The following is a 19,251-nucleotide window of genomic DNA, read 5'->3' as shown; positions in this document are numbered from 1 at the left end:
AAGAGCTATTAAGCCTTAGGACGCTTGGCGCCGTACTTGGAACGGCCCTGCTTGCGATCGTTTACGCCGGCACAGTCAAGTGCACCGCGTACAGTGTGGTAGCGCACACCCGGCAGGTCTTTTACACGACCGCCGCGAATCAGCACCACGCTGTGCTCCTGCAGGTTGTGGCCTTCACCGCCGATGTACGAAGTTACTTCGTAGCCGTTGGTCAGGCGCACACGACAAACTTTACGCAGTGCAGAGTTCGGCTTCTTCGGTGTAGTGGTATACACGCGAGTACAAACTCCACGACGCTGCGGGCTAGCTTGCAGTGCAGGCACGTCGCTTTTTTCAACTTTGCGTTTTCTCGGCTTACGAACCAACTGGTTGATCGTTGCCATTAAAAATCACTCCAAAAATAAAACGCCCCCACCTTGACAGCAGTGAGGGCCTATCGTCAGTGCGCGACATCCGACCGATCCGAGGATCAGCGGACAATCGCACCCCATTAGCGGGGGCCGCATTCTATAAGCGCGGCAACCCCGAGTCAATCACCTGCCGAAGTAAATACTCACCTCGACAGGCAATTGCGATGCGGAACAGGCCAAAGATCCCTCTTTCACGAGCAGAAACCTCTGGTCAGACTACTCCGTCGCTTCGACCTCAGTCCCCGGAAGATTTCAGGGCTTCGGTCAGCGCCGCTTCCACCTCTTCTGCAGAAGGACCTTCGGCATAGCCCTGGGTCAACTGCTGGGTGCGTCTGCGCTTGCGCTCGGCATGGTAGGCCAGGCCGGTACCGGCCGGGATCAGGCGGCCAACGACCACGTTTTCCTTCAGGCCGCGCAGGCTGTCTTCCTTGCCGGTTACCGCCGCTTCGGTCAGTACACGGGTGGTCTCCTGGAAGGAGGCCGCGGACAGGAAGGACTCGGTCGCCAGAGACGCCTTGGTGATACCCAGCAGCAGACGCTCGAACTGAGCCGGCTGCTTGCCTTCGGCACGCAGGCGCTCGTTCTCTTCCACGACGCGCTGGTATTCCACCTGGTCACCCTTGATGAACTCAGAGTCACCCATCTCCAGGATTTCAACTTTACGCAGCATCTGACGCACGATGGTCTCGATGTGCTTATCGTTGATGCCTACACCCTGGAGGCGGTAAACCTCCTGGATCTCGTTGGTGATGTAGCGCGCCAGCTCTTCCACGCCTTTCAGGCGCAGGATGTCGTGCGGGTTGGACGGGCCGTCAGAGATGACCTCACCCTTCTCTACGGTTTCACCTTCGAACACGGTCAGCTGGCGGTGTTTCGGAATCAGCACTTCGTAATGATCCTTGCCATTGGCCAGCGGCTTGCCGTCTTTCGGGGTGATCTGCAGGCGTACCTTGCCTTTGGTCTCTTTACCGAAGGAAACGGTACCGGAGATCTCCGCCAGGATGGACGGTTCTTTCGGCTTACGCGCTTCAAACAGGTCGGCAACACGCGGCAGACCACCGGTGATGTCCTTGGTACCGCCGGATTCCTGCGGAATACGTGCAACGATGTCACCCACGTTCACCTTGTCGCCATCCTTCAGACTGAGGATCGCGCGCGGCGGCAGCGCGTAGTGCGCCGGTGCGTTGGAGTTGACCAGGGTCAGCTCTTCACCATTTTCATCCACCAGGGTCACCGCCGGACGCAGGTCTTTACCCGCCGCCGGACGCTCAGCCGGGTCGATCACCTCAATGGAAGACAGGCCGGTGATTTCGTCGGTCTGCTTGCGAATAGACAGGCCATCTTCCATACCGGACAGTTTCACCCAACCGGCAACTTCGGTAATGATCGGGTGGGTGTGCGGATCCCACTTGGCCACGATCTGGCCGCCGTCGATGGTCGAACCTTCATCGACAGTAATCACCGCACCGTAAGGCAGCTTGTAGCGCTCGCGCTCACGGCCCGCGGGGTCGGCTACCGCCAGCTCACCGGAACGGGACACCGCTACCAGGTTGCCGCCCTCGGTTTTAACCGTCTTCAGGTTGTGCAGTCGAACAGTACCCGGCTGTTTCACCTGAATGCTGTCGGCGGCAGAAGCACGGCTCGCCGCACCACCGATGTGGAAGGTACGCATGGTCAGCTGGGTGCCCGGCTCACCAATGGACTGCGCCGCCACAACACCCACGGACTCACCGGGGTTAGCGCGGTGGCCACGGGCCAGGTCACGGCCGTAACACTGGGCACAGATACCGTGCGCCGTTTCACAGGAGATCGGCGAGCGTACGATCACTTCGTCGATACCCATGCCTTCGATGCGCTCTACCCAGGCTTCGTCGATCATGGTGCCTGCGGGCACCGCGATTTCGTCGCTGCCAGGCTTGATGACGTCACGGGCCACTACACGACCCAGGATACGGTCACCCAGGGATTCGATCACGTCACCGCCCTCGATCACCGGCGCCATGGTCAGGCCGTCGTCGGTGCCACAGTCGATTTCTGTGATCACCACGTCCTGCGCCACGTCTACCAGACGACGGGTCAGGTAACCGGAGTTGGCGGTTTTCAGTGCGGTATCCGCCAGACCTTTACGCGCACCGTGGGTCGAGATGAAGTACTGCAGTACGCTCAGACCTTCACGGAAGTTCGCGGTAATGGCGTTCTCGATAATGGAGCCATCCGGACGCGCCATCAGGCCACGCATACCGGCCAGCTGACGAATCTGCGCCTCAGAACCACGCGCACCGGAATCCGCGTACATGTAGACGGAGTTGAAGGAGTCCTGCTCGGTCTCTTTACCGTCACGATCGATGACCGGCTCTTTCTTGATGCCCGCCATCATCGCCTGGGTCACCTTATCGTTGGTACGAGACCAAACGTCGATGACCTTGTTGTATTTCTCACCCGCGGTCACCAGACCGGAGGCAAACTGGGTCTCGATCTCTTTCACTTCCTCTTCCGCGGAAGCGATCAGGTCGGCCTTGGCCGCCGGGATCTCGAAGTCGTTCACACCAATGGAAGAACCAGACTTGGTGGAGAAATCGAAACCGGTGTACATCAGCTGGTCCGCGAAGATCACGGTCGCCTTCAGGCCCACCTTGCGGTAGCACTCGTTCAGCACACGAGAAATCGACTTCTTCTTCATCGGCTGGTTCACGTACTCGAAGGGCAGGCCTTCAGGCACGATGTTCCACAGCAGCGCACGACCGACAGTGGTGTCGTAGATGGTACGAGTCACCTGCTTCTCGCCATCTTCACCGATGGACACTTCGTCGATACGCACCTTGATCTTCGCCTGCAGACCTACCTGCTTGGCATAGAAGGCGCGACTCACTTCCTTGATATCGGAGAAGAACATGCCTTCGCCTTTATCGTTCACACGCTCGCGGGTCATCCAGTACAGACCCAGTACCACGTCCTGGGAAGGTACGATGATCGGCTCACCGTTGGCGGGAGACAGGATGTTGTTGGTGGACATCATCAGCGCGCGGGATTCCAGCTGCGCTTCGATGGTCAGCGGTACGTGTACCGCCATCTGGTCACCGTCGAAGTCGGCGTTGTACGCCGCACACACCAGCGGGTGCAGCTGGATGGCCTTACCTTCAATCAGCACCGGCTCAAACGCCTGGATACCCAGACGGTGCAGGGTCGGGGCGCGGTTCAGCAGTACCGGGTGCTCGCGAATCACTTCGTCGAGGATATCCCACACCACCGCTTCTTCACGCTCGACCATTTTCTTGGCGGCTTTGATGGTGGTGGCCAGGCCGCGGGCTTCCAGCTTGCCGAAAATGAACGGCTTGAACAGCTCGAGGGCCATTTTCTTGGGCAGACCACACTGGTGCAGACGCAGGGTCGGACCAACCACGATCACGGAACGACCGGAGTAATCGACACGCTTACCCAGCAGGTTCTGACGGAAACGACCCTGCTTACCCTTGATCATGTCGGCCAGGGATTTCAGCGGGCGCTTGTTGGAGCCGGTAATGGCGCGGCCGCGACGGCCGTTATCCAGCAGTGCGTCAACCGATTCCTGCAGCATGCGCTTTTCGTTGCGCACAATGATGTCCGGCGCATTCAGCTCGAGCAGGCGCTTCAAACGGTTGTTACGGTTGATCACCCGACGGTACAGGTCGTTCAGGTCGGAGGTCGCAAAGCGGCCACCGTCCAGCGGTACCAAGGGACGCAGATCCGGCGGCAGAACCGGCAGTGCCTGCATGATCATCCACTCCGGCTTGTTGCCGGATTTGTAGAAGGCTTCCAGCAGCTTCAGGCGCTTGGACAGCTTCTTGATCTTGGTCTCGGAGTTGGTTGCCGGAATCTCTTCGCGCAGGCGCTGGATTTCGGACGGCAGCTCGATGTCGTTCATCAGCTCCTGGATGGCTTCGGCACCCATCTTGGCTTCGAACTCATCGGCGAACTCTTCCATCGCTTCGAAGTACTGCTCATCGTTCAGCAGCTGACCGCGCTCCAGAGTCGTCATACCCGGGTCGGTCACTACGTAGGATTCGAAGTACAGCACGCGCTCGATATCACGCAGGGTCATGTCCAGCAGCAGGCCGATACGGGACGGCAGGGACTTCAGGAACCAAATGTGCGCAACCGGGCTCGCCAGCTCAATGTGGCCCATGCGCTCACGGCGCACCTTGGCCTTGGTCACTTCTACACCGCACTTCTCACAGATAATGCCGCGGTGCTTCATGCGCTTGTACTTACCGCACAGGCACTCGTAGTCCTTCACCGGGCCAAAGATCTTGGCACAGAACAGGCCTTCGCGCTCCGGCTTGAAGGTACGGTAGTTGATGGTCTCCGGCTTTTTCACTTCGCCGTAGGACCAGGAACGGATCATCTCCGGCGATGCCAGACCGATGCGGATAGCGTCAAATTCTTCCAGCTGATCCTGGGCTTTCACCAGGTTTAACAAATCTTTCAAGGCCTTTCCTCCACTAGGGGGTAGTCAACCCGGCCAACTGCCTTTCGGGGCCGGGAGCGCCGGTGGTATGCGATTTCTGCATCGACACCACCGGCCTCTGTCTACTAAATCCGATTGTTACCAGTCTTATTCGTTTTCCAGCTCGAAGTTCATACCCAGCGAGCGGATTTCCTTGACCAGTACGTTGAAGGATTCGGGCATGCCCGGCTCCATGCGGTGGTCGCCATCCACGATGTTTTTATACATCTTGGTACGACCTTCCACGTCATCGGATTTGACCGTGAGCATTTCCTGCAGGGTGTAAGCGGCACCGTATGCTTCCAGTGCCCACACCTCCATCTCACCGAACCGCTGACCACCGAACTGCGCCTTACCACCCAGCGGCTGCTGGGTAACCAGGCTGTAGGAACCGGTAGAACGCGCGTGCATTTTGTCGTCTACCAGGTGGTTCAGCTTCAGCATGTACATGTAGCCCACGGTGACCGGACGCTCGAAGGAGTCACCGGTACGGCCGTCGAACAGGGTGATCTGGCCGGAATCGGGGATGTCCGCCAGGCGCAGCAGCTTCTTGATTTCAGGCTCTGCGGCACCGTCGAAGACCGGCGTTGCCATGGGTACACCGCGACGCAGGTTTTCGGACATGGCCAGGACTTCCTCGTCGGACAGCTCGTCCAGATCTTCCTTGCGACCGCCAGTGGAGTTGTAGACTTCTTCCAGGAAACCGCGAACCTTCGCCGCTTCCTGCTTCTCCTTGATCATGCGATCGATTTTGACACCGAGGCCTTTGGCCGCCATACCCAGGTGCATTTCCAGCACCTGACCGACGTTCATACGGGACGGTACGCCCAGCGGGTTCAGCACCACGTCTACCGGCTCACCGTTTTCGTCGTACGGCATGTCTTCCACCGGCTTGATCACGGAGATAACACCTTTGTTACCGTGACGGCCGGCCATTTTGTCACCCGGCTGGATGCGACGTTTGATCGCCAGGTATACCTTGACGATTTTCAGCACGCCCGGTGCCAGGTCGTCGCCGGACTCCAGCTTTTTCTTCTTGTCTTCGAACTGCTCGTCGAGCAGTTTGCGACGTTCCTTCAACTGGGCTTCGGCTTTTTCCAGCTGCTCGTTCAGACTCTCTTCGGCCATGCGCAGCTTGAACCAGTCTTCGCGCGGCAGACCGGCGAGAACTTCAGCGTTCAGGACGTCGCCTTTCTTGACGCCCTTGCCACCGGCAACCTTCTGGCCGTCCAGTGCCGCCGCCAGACGCTCAAAGGTCGCGCCTTCAACGATGCGGTACTCTTCGTTCAGGTCCTTGCGCACTTCGTCCAGCTGGGCTTTCTCGATGGCGAGAGAGCGCTGGTCTTTCTGCAGACCGTCGCGGGTGAAGACCTGTACGTCGATCACGGTACCGCGGGTGCCGGACGGCGCACGCAGCGAGGTGTCTTTAACGTCGGAGGCCTTCTCACCGAAGATCGCGCGCAGCAGCTTTTCTTCCGGTGTCAGCTGGGCTTCGCCTTTCGGCGTCACCTTGCCTACCAGAATGTCGCCAGCACCCACTTCCGCACCGATGTACACGATGCCGGACTCATCCAGCTTGTTCAGCGCCGACTCGCCCACGTTGGGGATATCCGCGGTGATTTCCTCACTGCCCAGCTTGGTATCACGGGCAATACAGGTCAGTTCCTGAATGTGAATGGTGGTGAAGCGGTCTTCCTGTACCACACGCTCGGAGACGAGGATGGAGTCCTCGAAGTTGTAGCCGTTCCAAGGCATGAACGCGATGCGCATGTTCTGGCCCAGCGCCAGCTCACCCAGGTCGACAGACGGGCCGTCAGCGAGAATGTCGCCGCGCGCAACCACGTCGCCGGTCTTCACGATCGGGCGCTGGTTGATGCAGGTGTTCTGGTTGGAGCGGGTGTACTTGGTGAGACCGTACAGATCCACACCCGCGTCACCGGCTTCCACTTCCTCGTCGTGTACACGCACAACCACACGGCTGGCATCCACACGCTCGATCACACCGCCGCGCTTGGCAACGATACAGACACCGGAGTCGCGCGCCACGGTGCGCTCCATGCCGGTACCGACCAGCGGCTTTTCAGCGCGCAGGGTCGGAACCGCCTGACGCTGCATGTTCGATCCCATCAATGCGCGGTTGGCGTCATCGTGTTCCAGGAACGGAATCATTGCGGCGGCAACGGACACTACCTGGCGGGCGGACACGTCCATGTACTGGATTTCGTCCGGGGTCTTCAGGGTGAACTCGTACTGGTAACGCACGCTGACCAGGTCATCGGTAAAGCGACCGTTTTCATCCACCGCAGCGGACGCCTGTGCAACCACGTAATTGGCTTCGTTGATCGCCGACAGGTATTCGATCTGATCGGTCAGCTGACCGTTGATCACCTTCCGATACGGGCTCTCGAGGAAGCCGTAGTGGTTGGCGCGGGCATAGGTGGCCAGGGAGTTGATCAGACCAATGTTCGGACCTTCCGGCGTTTCAATCGGGCACACACGGCCGTAGTGGGTCGGGTGCACGTCGCGCACCTCGAAGCCGGCGCGCTCACGGGTCAAACCACCCGGGCCCAACGCGGATACACGACGCTTGTGGGTCACTTCCGACAGCGGGTTGTTCTGGTCCATAAACTGGGACAGCTGGGAGGAACCAAAGAATTCCTTCACCGCGGCGGCCACCGGCTTGGCATTGATCAGGTCCTGCGGCATCAGGCCTTCGGACTCTGCCATGGACAGACGCTCTTTCACTGCGCGCTCGACGCGCACCAGGCCCACACGGAACTGGTTCTCGGCCATTTCGCCCACGGAACGCACACGACGGTTACCCAGGTGGTCGATATCGTCCACCATGCCACGGCCGTTACGAATCTCGATCAGGGTCTTGAGCACGTCGACGATGTCGTCCTTGCTCAGGGTGCCCTGTCCGGTTTCGTCTTCACGGCCCAGACGGCGATTGAACTTCATGCGGCCAACCGCAGACAGGTCGTAACGCTCGTCGGAGAAGAACAGGTTCTCGAACAGAGACTCCGCAGATTCCTTGGTGGGCGGCTCGCCCGGGCGCATCATGCGGTAGATTTCCACCAGCGCTTCGAGCTGGGTGCGAGACGGATCCGCACGCAGGGTGTCGGAAATAAACGGACCGCAATCCAGGTCGTTGGTGTACAGCGTGTGGATGGTATTGACGTTGAGGAGACGCAGCTTGGCCACGACTTCATCGGTGATTTCGGTGTTACATTCCACCGCCACTTCACCGGTGGTCTCGTCAATGATGTCGTGCGCCAGCACTCGGCCATTGAGGTAAGACAGCGGCGCTTCCAGATTTTCCACGCCGGCTTTTTCCAGCTGGCGGATGTGACGCGGGGTAATGCGGCGACCTTCCTCGACGATCACCTTGCCCTTGCCGTCCTTGATGTCGAAGGAGGCAACGTCACCACGCAGGCGCGACGGAATCAGCTCCAGGCTGACGGTCTCGTCCTCGAGGGTGAACTTGCTCGTTTCGAAGAACATGTCCAGCATTTCCTGGGAGGTGAAACCCAGGGCGCGCAGCAGAATGGTCGCCGGCAACTTACGGCGACGGTCGATACGCACGTAGACGAGGTCTTTCGGGTCGAACTCGAAGTCCAGCCAGGATCCACGGTAGGGGATCACCCGCGCGGCGTACAACAGCTTACCGGAGGAGTGGGTCTTGCCTTTGTCGTGATCGAAGAATACACCCGGGGAGCGGTGCAACTGAGACACGATAACGCGCTCGGTACCGTTGATAACGAAGGTACCGTTCTCGGTCATGAGCGGAATTTCGCCCATGTACACTTCTTGTTCTTTAATGTCCTTGATGGACTTATTCGCTGATTCCTTATCGTAAATAATCAGGCGAACACGCACACGCAACGGGCATGCGTACGTCACGCCGCGCAGAGTACACTCCTTGACATCGAACGCAGGTTTGCCGAGGGTGTAGCTCACGTACTCCAGAGCGGCGTTGCCGGAGTAACTGACAATCGGAAATACAGACTTGAACGCCGCCTGCAGGCCGATATCGAGGCGCTCATCCGGGCGCGTGTCGGCCTGAGTAAATTTGCGATACGAGTCCAGCTGTATCGCAAGCAGGAAAGGCACGTCCATGACCTTAGGCAGTTTGCCAAAATCCTTGCGGATACGTTTTTTCTCAGTGTATGAGTAAGCCATTCATATTCCCCAGCTTGATCGGTGACAAGACTTCATCAGAGCTGCGGTCAGCTTTCTGACGATACGCAGCCCATTCGGGCGAGAAGTCTCTGCACATTGCGCTACGCTTAAAACAGGTGGTTAAAAACTGCACCGCCCTGTGCGCAAACCTCTCGATTTCATTGTCGACTGCAGCGCGTAACTTCCTTCGCCTTTGGCGTAAAAAAGCCCCATGCCGCAAACGGCAAAAAGGCCGGCGGACACATGTCCACCAGCCTTGCCGTCAGTGGTTGATTACGCAGCCACTGACGGTGGTGTGTAGAACCGAATTACTTCAGTTCTACGGTAGCGCCAGCTTCTTCCAGCTCTTTCTTCGCTGCTTCGGCGTCGTCCTTGGACACGCCTTCTTTCAGCGGGCTCGGAGCGCCGTCTACCAGAGCTTTGGCTTCTTTCAGGCCCAGACCGGTGAGACCGCGAACAGCTTTGATCACGTTCACTTTCTTGTCGCCAGCAGAGGTCAGAATTACGTCGAATTCGTCTTTTGCTTCAGCAGCAGCTTCGCCACCAGCAGCACCGCCAGCAACAACAGCAGCAGCCGCAGTTACGCCGAACTTCTCTTCCATAGCTTCGATCAGCTCAACAACGTCCTTAACGGACATTTCAGCGATCGCATTGATGATATCTTCTTTAGTCAGAGACATGAGTTAGTACCTGATTTCGTGTGAGCAGAAAACTGCCCATAAATTCATATGTAAAAAAGAGTTAAATGAAAACTGTCGTTTCGCTCTCGCGAAATGATTACGCAGCTTCCTGCTCTTTTTGGTCGCGAACGGCCGCAATAGTGCGAACCAGTTTGCCAGCAGAGGCTTCTTTCATAACGCTCATCAGCTTGGCGATAGCTTCGTCGTACGTCGGCAGGCTTGCCAACAGTGCAACGTCAGTCGCTACGCCTTCGAAGGCGGCACCTTTCAGCTCCAGCTTGTCATTGCCCTTGGCGAACTCTTTCAGGATGCGCGCGCCGGCACCCGGATGTTCGTTGGAAAAGGCAATAATGCTGGGACCGACGAATTTCTCGATGAGACATTCGAATTCGGTACCGGCCAGAGCGCGACGCGCCAGAGTATTGCGGACGACTTTCAACCAAACGCCGTTCTCGCGAGCCTCTTTGCGCAGAGTAGTCATGTCATTCACGGTTACGCCACGGGAATCCGCAACAACCGCAGACAGAGCACCCTCAGCAGCCTGCTGGACTTCCGCGACAATCGCTTTCTTGTCTACGAGTCCAATAGCCATAGTGTCACTCCTGGATTTGAAAAAAGATCGGGACATCATGAACCCGATCCGTTCCGGTGCTTAAAGCTCAAATCCAGTAAAAATACTGGTTTGGGCACACCGTCTGCGTAGGCTCGCTCTCTTCAGTGGCCGGCCTGGCCAGAGAGCGGATTAAGCGGGGTGCATTTAAACCTCAAACACACTCCGCACCTACGGTCTTTGACGACCCGCCACCCTGCAAGCAAAGTGGCGAACCCCAAAGTTCTTTTTACTGAACGCGGTAACTTTCCGGGAAAGTTACTTAACGTCCAGAGAAGCCTGGTCGATGGTCAGACCCGGGCCCATGGTAGTGCTCAGGGTGATCTTCTTCAGATACACGCCTTTCGCGGAAGCCGGCTTGGCCTTTTTCAGGTCAGCAACCAGTGCTTCCAGGTTTTCTTTCAGCAGGTTTGCGTCGAAGGCAACCTTGCCGATACCGCCGTGAATGATGCCGCCTTTGTCAGCGCGGAAACGCACCTGACCAGCCTTGGCATTCTTAACCGCAGTCGCAACATCAGGAGTTACGGTGCCGGTTTTCGGGTTCGGCATCAGGCCGCGCGGGCCCAGGATCTGGCCCAGCTGGCCAACAACGCGCATGGCGTCCGGAGAAGCCACAACCACGTCGAAGTCCATTTTGCCTGCTTTCACTTCAGCAGCCAGTTCGTCCATACCCACCAGGTCGGCGCCCGCTTCTTTAGCGGCGTCGGCATTGGCACCCTGGGTAAATACGGCAACGCGTACTTCTTTACCGGTACCGTGCGGCAGGGTGGTTGCACCACGTACAGCCTGGTCGGATTTGCGCGGGTCGATGCCCAGGTTGATGGCAGCATCAACAGTTTCCGCAAACTTGACGTTGGAGAACTCTTTCAGCAGGGAAACGGCTTCTTCAATGCCGTACGCCTTGCCAGATTCAATTTTTTCAGCGATCGCGCGCTGACGCTTGGTCAATTTAGCCACTTACACACCCTCCACTTCGATACCGGCACTGCGTGCGGAACCAGCGATAGTGCGCACGGCTGCTTCCATATCGGACGCAGTCAGGTCTGCCTTTTTCATTTCCACGATCTCTTCGATCTGAGCACGGGTCACTTTTCCGACCTTCTCAGTGTTCGGGCGGCCGGAACCGCTCTTGATCTTGGCAGCCTTGCGCAGCAGAACCGCGGCGGGCGGAGACTTCATGATGAAGGTGAACGAGCGATCGCTGTATACAGAGATCACAACCGGCACCGGCAGGCCCGGCTCCAGGTTTTGAGTCTGTGCGTTGAACGCCTTACAGAACTCCATGATGTTCACGCCGTGCTGACCCAGGGCAGGACCAACGGGGGGACTCGGGTTGGCCTGACCGGCCTTTACTTGCAGCTTGATGTAAGCTTCGATTTTCTTAGCCATTACAGCTTCCTCTTTAACTGGGTGCTAACGCCTGCGCTGTACACTCATACAAACGTGCAACGCTCAGCTCCCCTGTTTGCCCGAAAAACACACAACCTGGTTTTCAGGGACGCGAAAGCCCCCTTCCACAATCAGTGAAAGAGGGCCGAATCCTTTCAGCTCGAACTCAGCTCTTTTCTACCTGGCCGAACTCAAGCTCTACCGGTGTAGAACGACCGAAGATCAACACCGCCACACGCAGACGGCTCTTTTCGTAGTTGACCTCTTCGACCACACCGTTGAAATCATTAAACGGACCGTCGATAACACGCACCATCTCGCCCGGCTCAAACAGCGTCTTGGGCTTGGGCTTATCGACAGAGTCATCGATGCGATTCAGGATAGCCTGAGCTTCGCGATCGGTAATCGGCGCCGGCTTGTCCGCCTTGCCGCCGATAAAGCCCAGCACACGCGGCGTCTCTTTCACCAGGTGCCAGGTGTCATCATTCAGCTCCATTTCCACCAGCACGTAACCGGGGAAGAACTTGCGCTCACTCTTGCGCTTCTGGCCGGCACGCATTTCCACCACTTCTTCGGTGGGAACCAACACCTCACCAAAGAGGTGGTCCATTTCGTGCAGCTCAATGCGCTCCTTGAGAGTGTTTTTCACACGCTTCTCATAGCCGGAGTAGGCCTGAACTACATACCAATGCTTTGCCATGGATTAACCTTTAGCCAATGATCTTGGAAGCAATCCAGCCGAGACCGGAATCCAACGCCCAGAGAATGACTGCCATAAGCAGCACGAACACCACTACGATCAGGGTGGTCTGGGTTGCCTCCTGACGGGTTGGCCATACCACCCGGCGCACTTCATTCTGCGCTTCCCGCACCAGAGTCCAGAGCGCATTGCCCTTCTCGGTCTGTACCGCAACAAACACTGCCGCCAGGCAGAGCACAACAATTGCCAGCACACGATACAGCAGGGGGAATTCGGCGTAGTAGGAATTGCCGGCAACGGCAGCGCCAACCAACAGCACTACCAGTAGCCACTTGAGGCCATCAAGACGAAAGGTTTTCGCCTCTACTTTAGCGTTCATACAAAGAAGCCTTTAGCGCGCCAAAACTGCGAGGCGCCTTTATTGCCAACGACCACAAAGAGCGACAGCAGTACAGGATAGCCCAACTGCAGGCCCCTTGCGGGCATCTGAAAGTTGGCAGGCCAGGAGGGACTCGAACCCCCAACAGCCGGTTTTGGAGACCGGTGCTCTACCAATTGAACTACTGGCCTGAAACACCCGGATACGTGACATACATGTCAGTACCGGAAAAAACGAGGGGCGGATGATACCACCGACCCCAGCGTTTGCAAGCGTGACTACTGATTCGCACCAGCAGCCACACTCGATTCAGCGATTACTCGATGATCTTGGCTACAACGCCAGCACCAACGGTACGGCCACCTTCACGGATCGCGAAGCGCAGACCTTCTTCCATGGCGATCGGGCAGATCAGAGTCACAGACATCTGAATGTTGTCGCCCGGCATTACCATTTCAGTACCTTCTGGCAGCTCAACCGCACCGGTTACGTCGGTGGTACGGAAGTAGAACTGCGGACGGTAGCCTTTGAAGAACGGGGTGTGACGACCACCTTCGTCCTTGGACAGGATGTACACCTCACCTTCGAACTTGGTGTGCGGGGTGATGGAGCCCGGCTTCGCCAGAACCTGACCACGCTCAACTTCGTCACGCTTGGTGCCACGCAGCAGCGCACCGATGTTCTCACCAGCACGGCCTTCGTCCAGCAGCTTGCGGAACATTTCAACACCGGTACAGGTGGTCTTGGTGGTCTCTTTGATACCAACGATTTCGATTTCGTCGCCAGTATTGATGATGCCACGCTCTACACGACCGGTTACTACGGTACCGCGACCAGAGATGGAGAATACGTCTTCGATCGGCATCAGGAACGGCTGATCGATTGCACGCTCCGGCTCCGGGATGTACTCGTCCAGGGTCTCTACCAGCTTCTTAACCGCAGAGGTACCCAGTTCGTTGTCGTCTTCGCCGTTCAGGGCCATCAGGGCAGAACCAGCGATGATCGGAGTGTCGTCACCCGGGAACTCGTACTGGTCGAGCAGCTCGCGCAGCTCCATTTCAACCAGTTCCAGCATCTCGGTGTATTCTTCAGAGCCTACGCCGCCACAGTCTTCTGCCAGCAGGTCAGCCTTGTTCAGGAACACCACGATGTACGGTACACCTACCTGGCGAGACAGCAGGATGTGCTCGCGAGTCTGCGGCATAGGACCGTCGGTCGCGCCACATACCAGGATAGCGCCGTCCATCTGAGCAGCACCGGTGATCATGTTCTTCACGTAGTCGGCGTGTCCCGGGCAGTCTACGTGCGCGTAGTGACGGGTCGGGGACTCGTATTCCACGTGAGAGGTCGCGATGGTGATACCACGCTCACGCTCTTCCGGAGCGTTGTCGATACCGTCGAAGGCAACGGCAGCGCCGCCCCATACTTCAGAACATACGCGAGTCAGCGCAGCGGTCAGGGTGGTTTTACCGTGGTCAACGTGACCGATGGTGCCCACGTTTACGTGGGGCTTGGAACGTTCAAACTTTTCTTTTCCCATTGCGGGCCTCCCAATATAAGCGTGAGCCGAACTAGCGACTTTACCCAAGAACAGCTCCCGCCAGGAACCTGCCCGGGAACCAATGCACCCAGACCCGCCCAAAGGCAAAAAAGCCGGATACAAATAACCGCGGAGACACAGGTCACCGCGGCTACGAATAATGGAGCTCATGGGCGGATTTGAACCGCCGACCTCACCCTTACCAAGGGTGTGCTCTACCCCTGAGCTACATGAGCTTACTCCAGTGCCAGCAGCTTGCTGCCGACGCAGGCGGGGCCGCCTGCTTTGCACTCAACCCAGGGCCGAATGACTTCCTACCAAACTAACCGGGCTCCACACATGCGAATGGAGCGGGCAGCGGGAATCGAACCCGCATCATCAGCTTGGAAGGCTGAGGTTCTACCATTGAACTATGCCCGCGAACCGCGTGCGAAAACCTCCACGATAGAAGATCAAACAACTTCTTCTACCTTCGATGCCAGCACACAGGCATCTGAATAATGGTGCAGGGGGGTGGATTCGAACCACCGAAGCTTGCGCGTCAGATTTACAGTCTGATCCCTTTGGCCACTCGGGAACCCCTGCTCGAAAGCGGTGCGTATTTTCTACAGCAACCTCTTCGATGTCAACATTTTTTCTTTCAAATTCACATACTTACCTGAAACTCTTCAAAAGCACATGAGACGAGAAAGAATGGAGCTGGCGAGAGGAGTCGAACCCCCGACCGGCTGATTACAAGTCAGCTGCTCTACCAACTGAGCTACGCCAGCGCCCCACATTGCCACCCGTAAAGACAGCAACGCCACCCGGGGTTGTTGACCTCCCCCTTAAGTGGAGGCGGGATTCTAGGGGAAGTGCCCGCGACACGCAACAGGGGATTGTCGCTTTTCTTCACCCCCGTGAATTCCGCCAGCAAATTACTCTTCAGAACCGCGACGAATCTCGCTGCACAGGTTCTGGCGGCGCTCGACATCGGGGTAATCCCGCTGTAACTGATCCCAGAAACCCTCCGCCACCGCATCCTCCAGGCGCCCGCCATCCGAGACGCCGAGAACCACCCAGCGCTCGAGGTAGGTTTGTGGCTCCTCGCGAAACTCGGCGGCAAATCCGCGCCGATTCAAATCTTTCTTGAGCGACTCGGCACGCTCGATCTCGGAGAAGATACCAAAGGATATCCCATTCTCCAGGGACCCCTTGGGGATCACATAGCTGTCGATCCCCGCCGCCTGCAATTCCCGCAACTTGCGAAACGCCTCCTGCGATGAGTTTAACGGCGCAAGGAAAACCCAGTAGCGCATTTGCCCCTGCATCTCTATTTCTTCCAGGGACGCCTCAAGTTGCAGTGCCTGCAGGCGCTGCGCCACGTCTTCTCCCTGGTAGGCGAGCTCAAAGGGGCCCACCAGCGTACACAACCCGCCGGTCGCGGAAGCCGTTTCATTGGAGGGCGGGGGCGGCTCGGAAACTTCCGGCGACGCTGGCGCTTCGTCGGCGTCGACCAGCGATGCGGGATCCGCTTCGCTCAGCAATGTGATACTGGCGGCACGCTCGTCCTGAGCGGCGGGGGCAACCCGCACCGGAGCAGGGTCGCCACTCGACATAAACCAGGCCAGGAGCCCGATGTTAGCCAGTACCAATAAAATAAAAGTCCAACGCATAATCTCTCTGAGCCACTGAAACAGACAGTTAACAGGGGCGCGACATCGCACCCCTCGGCAAAATAACGGGCATTCTAGCCAATCGCCACCATTCCCTGACGGCTACCGGCGCACACCACAGGCAAAAACTCCGGCAAGCAGGGTGTGGTGTTCACCTAACACAGCCACGGGCGAAGGTGACGATGCCGGGTGCGGCAACGCCACCAAAAGGCTTGACTGAACACCATTGCGGCAACCGGGGAGCATTACCGCTACGGGTTGGTAAGCGCCAACCCCTCCATGACCAGGTCTTCAACCACCACATTCGGGCGATCACACCAGCGGGCAAGCGCACCCCCGTCGCCCCCACAGAACAGCAAGCGCGGCGCAGCACTCCCCTCCTCCGCACAGCGGTGGGCAAGGTCGTCATAGGCGCGCTCCACGGCCCCGAGCACCATCAATGGCAAACCGTGGTTGACCGCCTCGGCCGTGTCACACCCCGGCGCCAGTGACGTAATCACATTCGCCGGCGGCGCCACTTTCACCGCATCGGTATCAGCGTAGAGCGCCCGCCGCATCAAACCGAGCCCCGGGACAATGTAGCCCCCCAGGTGTTCGCCACCTGCGCCCAGCAGATCGAGGGTCACCGCGCTGCCGCAATCCACCACCAGGGCCGGTGACGGGTCGCGGCGAAACGCGGCGAGTACCGCCAGCCAGCGGTCCACACCGAGCCGGGAAGTGTCCCGGTAGGCGCAACGCACACCGCCGCACTCGGCACGCACGCGAGCGAATGCCACATCCAGACCCAGCACGCCATGGAGACGCGCGCAGATCGCCTCCGCTACAGCCGCGCCAGCCACATTGGCCGCCCGCACCCGCTGCGGCGCATGCATCCGCCACGCGGCGGGCAGAGTTTCCGCCAGCCACCACTTGCCGGGCCCCAGCACACCGCGCTCGATGACCCTGATGGCATCCTGACCAGCGTCGGTAATCAATCGCCACTTGGCGCGCGTATTGCCCTGATCCAGTTCGAGGATATTCATTTGCCCATCCACTCAGTGGCCACTGGCCGGACGCAGGGACACTTCACCACCATGAAAGGCCTGTTGCTCGCCATCAATGTCGAGTAACAGGGCGCCACTCGCGTCCACCCCACGCGCGACACCACACCAGCGCTGCCGGGCGGACTGCAGGCACACCTCGGCACCGGCAAACTGGTCCAGCGCCAGCCACGCGTCACGCCAGCGGGAGAACCCCGACTCGGGGTACGCATCCAGCATCGGCAGCAGTTCATTCAACATTGCCGCCACCAGCGCATTGCGTGAGATACCGGGCCGCACGGCTTCCAGGTCAATCCAGGGCTGCTCAATGGTTTCTGCCGCGGACGCCGGCAGCCGCATATTCAGGCCAATTCCCACCACCACCGCACAGCGATCCGTGAGGTCACCGCTCAACTCCAGCAGAACACCGGCCAGCTTGCGCCCGCGACACCACACGTCATTGGGCCACTTGAGGCGCACTTCGGGCACATCAAAGCGCGCCAGCGCCCGCGCCAGTGCGACGCCAACCGCAAGGCTCAAACCCTCCAGCAACGGCACCCCACCGTTGAACTGCCAACCGACGGAGAGGCTCACACCACTGGCAAATGGACTGGCCCAATGCCGCCCGCGGCGCCCGCGCCCGGCACTCTGCTGCTCCGCCAGCACCACCTTGCCATGGCCGCGGCCAGCTTCGAGCGCCTCCAGCGTGCGCGCATTTGTCGAGTCAACGAGGTCATACAAGTCCAGGTCGCCGATCAGCATGCGCGCCTGATCCGACAACCCCAAGCCGATGGCATCCGCATCCAGCAGGTCGAGACCACCGGGCAGTTGATAACCACGCCCTTTCTCAGAGGATACTTCCACCCCCAGCTGCTCCAGCTTCTGCAGCTGCTTCCACACGGCTGCGCGACTCACCCCCAGGCGCTCACCGAGCGATTCACCGGAATGGACTGCGCCGTCCGCCAGCAACAGGAGCAGCGGACGCAACTGTGCCAGTGCTTTGCTTTCTGCCGATTTGTACTCAGGCAAAACCGATACCTTTCACAGGTAGCAACGACCGTAGCGATGGCCGAGGCTGGTTAGAATTTCGTAGCCGATGGTGCCGGCAGCGGCCCCCATGTGGTCGACCGTGAGCTCATCATTGAGCAACTCGATGGCCTGCAGCCGCCCGCGCTGCTGCTCACTCAACGCGCTGATATCAAACACACAGCTATCCATGGAGACCCGACCGATCATTGGCACCACCACGCGCTGTTCCGGCTCACTGGTCGCGCCGCCGATCACCGCCGCGCCACGCCCGCGCCCGCTCTGGGTACGCAAAACACCATCGGCATAACCGCCGCGGACCACCGCCAGCCAACTGCCGGCGCGAGCCTGCTGGGTGGCGCCATAGCCTACGGCGCAATCGCGCTCGACCTGTCGCACCTGCAATACCGGCAGGCGGAGCCGCACCACCGCGCGCATTGGGTTGGGCTGGTCCGGGGTAGGATTGACGCCGTACAGGGCCGCACCCGGTCGCGCCACATCGAAATGGTAGGGCTCACCGAGATAAATCCCGGAAGAGTTCGCGAAGCTGGTTTCCACCTGCGGACATACCTTGCGCAGTGCGACGCAGGCGTCACTAAAGCGCTGCAACTGCTGCGAGTTCTGCAGATGGTGAGGGTCATCCGCGCAGGCCAGATGACTGAGAAACAGCTGGACGTTCGCCGACTGCAACAACGATGGCTGTTGCAGTAACTGGCGAAATTCAGCGGGTTCCATGCCCAGCCGGGTCATACCGGAATCCAGTTTGAGCGCACAGGGCGCCGCCACGCCATCGCGCGCTGTAGCCTCCACCCAGGACTGCAGCTGCGCGGTGGTCACCAGCACAGGCACGAGCCCGGATTCAGCACAGGCGTGCTCAAAGCCGGGGCGCACCCCGGTCAGCAACACAATACGCGCATCCTCAGGCAGCAGAGGCCGCACAGCCTCCCCCTCGGCCAGTGTGGCAACGAAAAAATCCCGGCATCCTGCAGCGTAGAGCGCCGGTACCACCCTGGCGACACCAAGGCCGTAGGCATCCGCCTTGACCACCGCACCACAGCGACTGCCAGCCCGCAGGCGCCGGCGCAACACTCGATAGTTGTGCACCAGCGCAGCGCAATCGATGATCAGCAGACCTTCACTCGCTTCGCGGGTCACTTGGCAGTCACTCTCGTCCATGG

14 protein-coding genes and 5 tRNA genes are annotated in these 19,251 nt (G+C 58.9%); all 19 read right to left on the bottom strand.

The annotated features are described in order from the left end of the window. Positions 1 to 8: 8 nt before the first annotated feature. The 19 genes from rpsL to alr all read right to left on the bottom strand — a co-directional run bounded on the left by rpsL (position 9) and on the right by alr (position 19,249). Positions 9 to 383, bottom strand: coding sequence for a 30S ribosomal protein S12 (gene rpsL / locus JF535_RS06445; protein WP_066967222.1), 375 nt, complete (start codon positions 381 to 383; stop codon positions 9 to 11). Between the two features lie 262 nt (positions 384 to 645). Further along, positions 646 to 4,875 (bottom strand): DNA-directed RNA polymerase subunit beta', encoded by a 4,230-nt coding sequence (rpoC, locus tag JF535_RS06440; RefSeq protein WP_207000491.1) that lies wholly within the window; start codon positions 4,873 to 4,875, stop codon positions 646 to 648. Positions 4,876 to 5,001: 126 nt separating this feature from the next. Next, positions 5,002 to 9,075 carry a DNA-directed RNA polymerase subunit beta gene (gene rpoB / locus JF535_RS06435; RefSeq protein WP_207000490.1) on the bottom strand — a complete coding sequence of 1,358 codons (4,074 nt, stop codon included), beginning with the start codon at positions 9,073 to 9,075 and terminating at the stop codon, positions 5,002 to 5,004. 308 nt (positions 9,076 to 9,383) lie between these two features. Beyond that, the gene (gene rplL / locus JF535_RS06430) at positions 9,384 to 9,755 is read right to left on the bottom strand and encodes a 50S ribosomal protein L7/L12 (protein WP_207000488.1); all 372 of its coding nucleotides are present in this window, start codon (positions 9,753 to 9,755) and stop codon (positions 9,384 to 9,386) included. 97 nt (positions 9,756 to 9,852) lie between these two features. Next, the gene (rplJ, locus tag JF535_RS06425) at positions 9,853 to 10,347 is read right to left on the bottom strand and encodes a 50S ribosomal protein L10 (protein ID WP_066967236.1); all 495 of its coding nucleotides are present in this window, start codon (positions 10,345 to 10,347) and stop codon (positions 9,853 to 9,855) included. A 276-nt stretch (positions 10,348 to 10,623) separates the two neighbouring features. Then, the gene (gene rplA / locus JF535_RS06420) at positions 10,624 to 11,322 is read right to left on the bottom strand and encodes a 50S ribosomal protein L1 (protein WP_207000486.1); all 699 of its coding nucleotides are present in this window, start codon (positions 11,320 to 11,322) and stop codon (positions 10,624 to 10,626) included. Further along, the gene (rplK, locus tag JF535_RS06415; protein WP_207000484.1) at positions 11,323 to 11,754 is read right to left on the bottom strand and encodes a 50S ribosomal protein L11; all 432 of its coding nucleotides are present in this window, start codon (positions 11,752 to 11,754) and stop codon (positions 11,323 to 11,325) included. It lies immediately after the preceding gene. A 166-nt stretch (positions 11,755 to 11,920) separates the two neighbouring features. After that, positions 11,921 to 12,454 (bottom strand): transcription termination/antitermination protein NusG, encoded by a 534-nt coding sequence (gene nusG / locus JF535_RS06410; RefSeq protein ID WP_066967245.1) that lies wholly within the window; start codon positions 12,452 to 12,454, stop codon positions 11,921 to 11,923. Between the two features lie 10 nt (positions 12,455 to 12,464). Next, entirely contained in the window at positions 12,465 to 12,833 is a 369-nt protein-coding gene (secE, locus tag JF535_RS06405) for a preprotein translocase subunit SecE (protein ID WP_207000482.1), read from the bottom strand. A 115-nt stretch (positions 12,834 to 12,948) separates the two neighbouring features. Beyond that, positions 12,949 to 13,024 (bottom strand) — tRNA-Trp (locus JF535_RS06400). A 125-nt stretch (positions 13,025 to 13,149) separates the two neighbouring features. Further along, positions 13,150 to 14,373, bottom strand: a complete 1,224-nt coding sequence (gene tuf / locus JF535_RS06395; protein ID WP_207000480.1) for an elongation factor Tu — start codon at positions 14,371 to 14,373, stop codon at positions 13,150 to 13,152. Positions 14,374 to 14,534: 161 nt separating this feature from the next. After that, positions 14,535 to 14,609 (bottom strand) — tRNA-Thr (locus JF535_RS06390). Between the two features lie 110 nt (positions 14,610 to 14,719). Continuing rightward, positions 14,720 to 14,793: transfer RNA gene (locus JF535_RS06385), tRNA-Gly, on the bottom strand. 81 nt (positions 14,794 to 14,874) lie between these two features. After that, positions 14,875 to 14,958: transfer RNA gene (locus tag JF535_RS06380), tRNA-Tyr, on the bottom strand. 109 nt (positions 14,959 to 15,067) lie between these two features. Next, positions 15,068 to 15,143 (bottom strand) — tRNA-Thr (locus JF535_RS06375). A gap of 147 nt (positions 15,144 to 15,290) precedes the next feature. Further along, positions 15,291 to 16,028 (bottom strand): SPOR domain-containing protein, encoded by a 738-nt coding sequence (locus JF535_RS06370; RefSeq protein WP_207000478.1) that lies wholly within the window; start codon positions 16,026 to 16,028, stop codon positions 15,291 to 15,293. A 251-nt stretch (positions 16,029 to 16,279) separates the two neighbouring features. Further along, positions 16,280 to 17,050: a type III pantothenate kinase gene (locus tag JF535_RS06365; RefSeq protein WP_207000476.1), complete on the bottom strand. Its 771-nt coding sequence runs from the start codon at positions 17,048 to 17,050 to the stop codon at positions 16,280 to 16,282. A gap of 12 nt (positions 17,051 to 17,062) precedes the next feature. After that, the gene (gene birA, locus JF535_RS06360) at positions 17,063 to 18,076 is read right to left on the bottom strand and encodes a bifunctional biotin--[acetyl-CoA-carboxylase] ligase/biotin operon repressor BirA (RefSeq protein ID WP_207000473.1); all 1,014 of its coding nucleotides are present in this window, start codon (positions 18,074 to 18,076) and stop codon (positions 17,063 to 17,065) included. A gap of 12 nt (positions 18,077 to 18,088) precedes the next feature. Beyond that, complete coding sequence (gene alr / locus JF535_RS06355; RefSeq protein WP_207000471.1) at positions 18,089 to 19,249, bottom strand: alanine racemase; 1,161 nt, start codon at positions 19,247 to 19,249, stop codon at positions 18,089 to 18,091. Positions 19,250 to 19,251: the final 2 nt, after the last annotated feature.

Source organism: Microbulbifer salipaludis (genome assembly GCF_017303155.1).
Lineage (GTDB): Bacteria > Pseudomonadota > Gammaproteobacteria > Pseudomonadales > Cellvibrionaceae > Microbulbifer > Microbulbifer salipaludis.
This window is presented reverse-complemented; position numbering and strand designations above follow the sequence as displayed.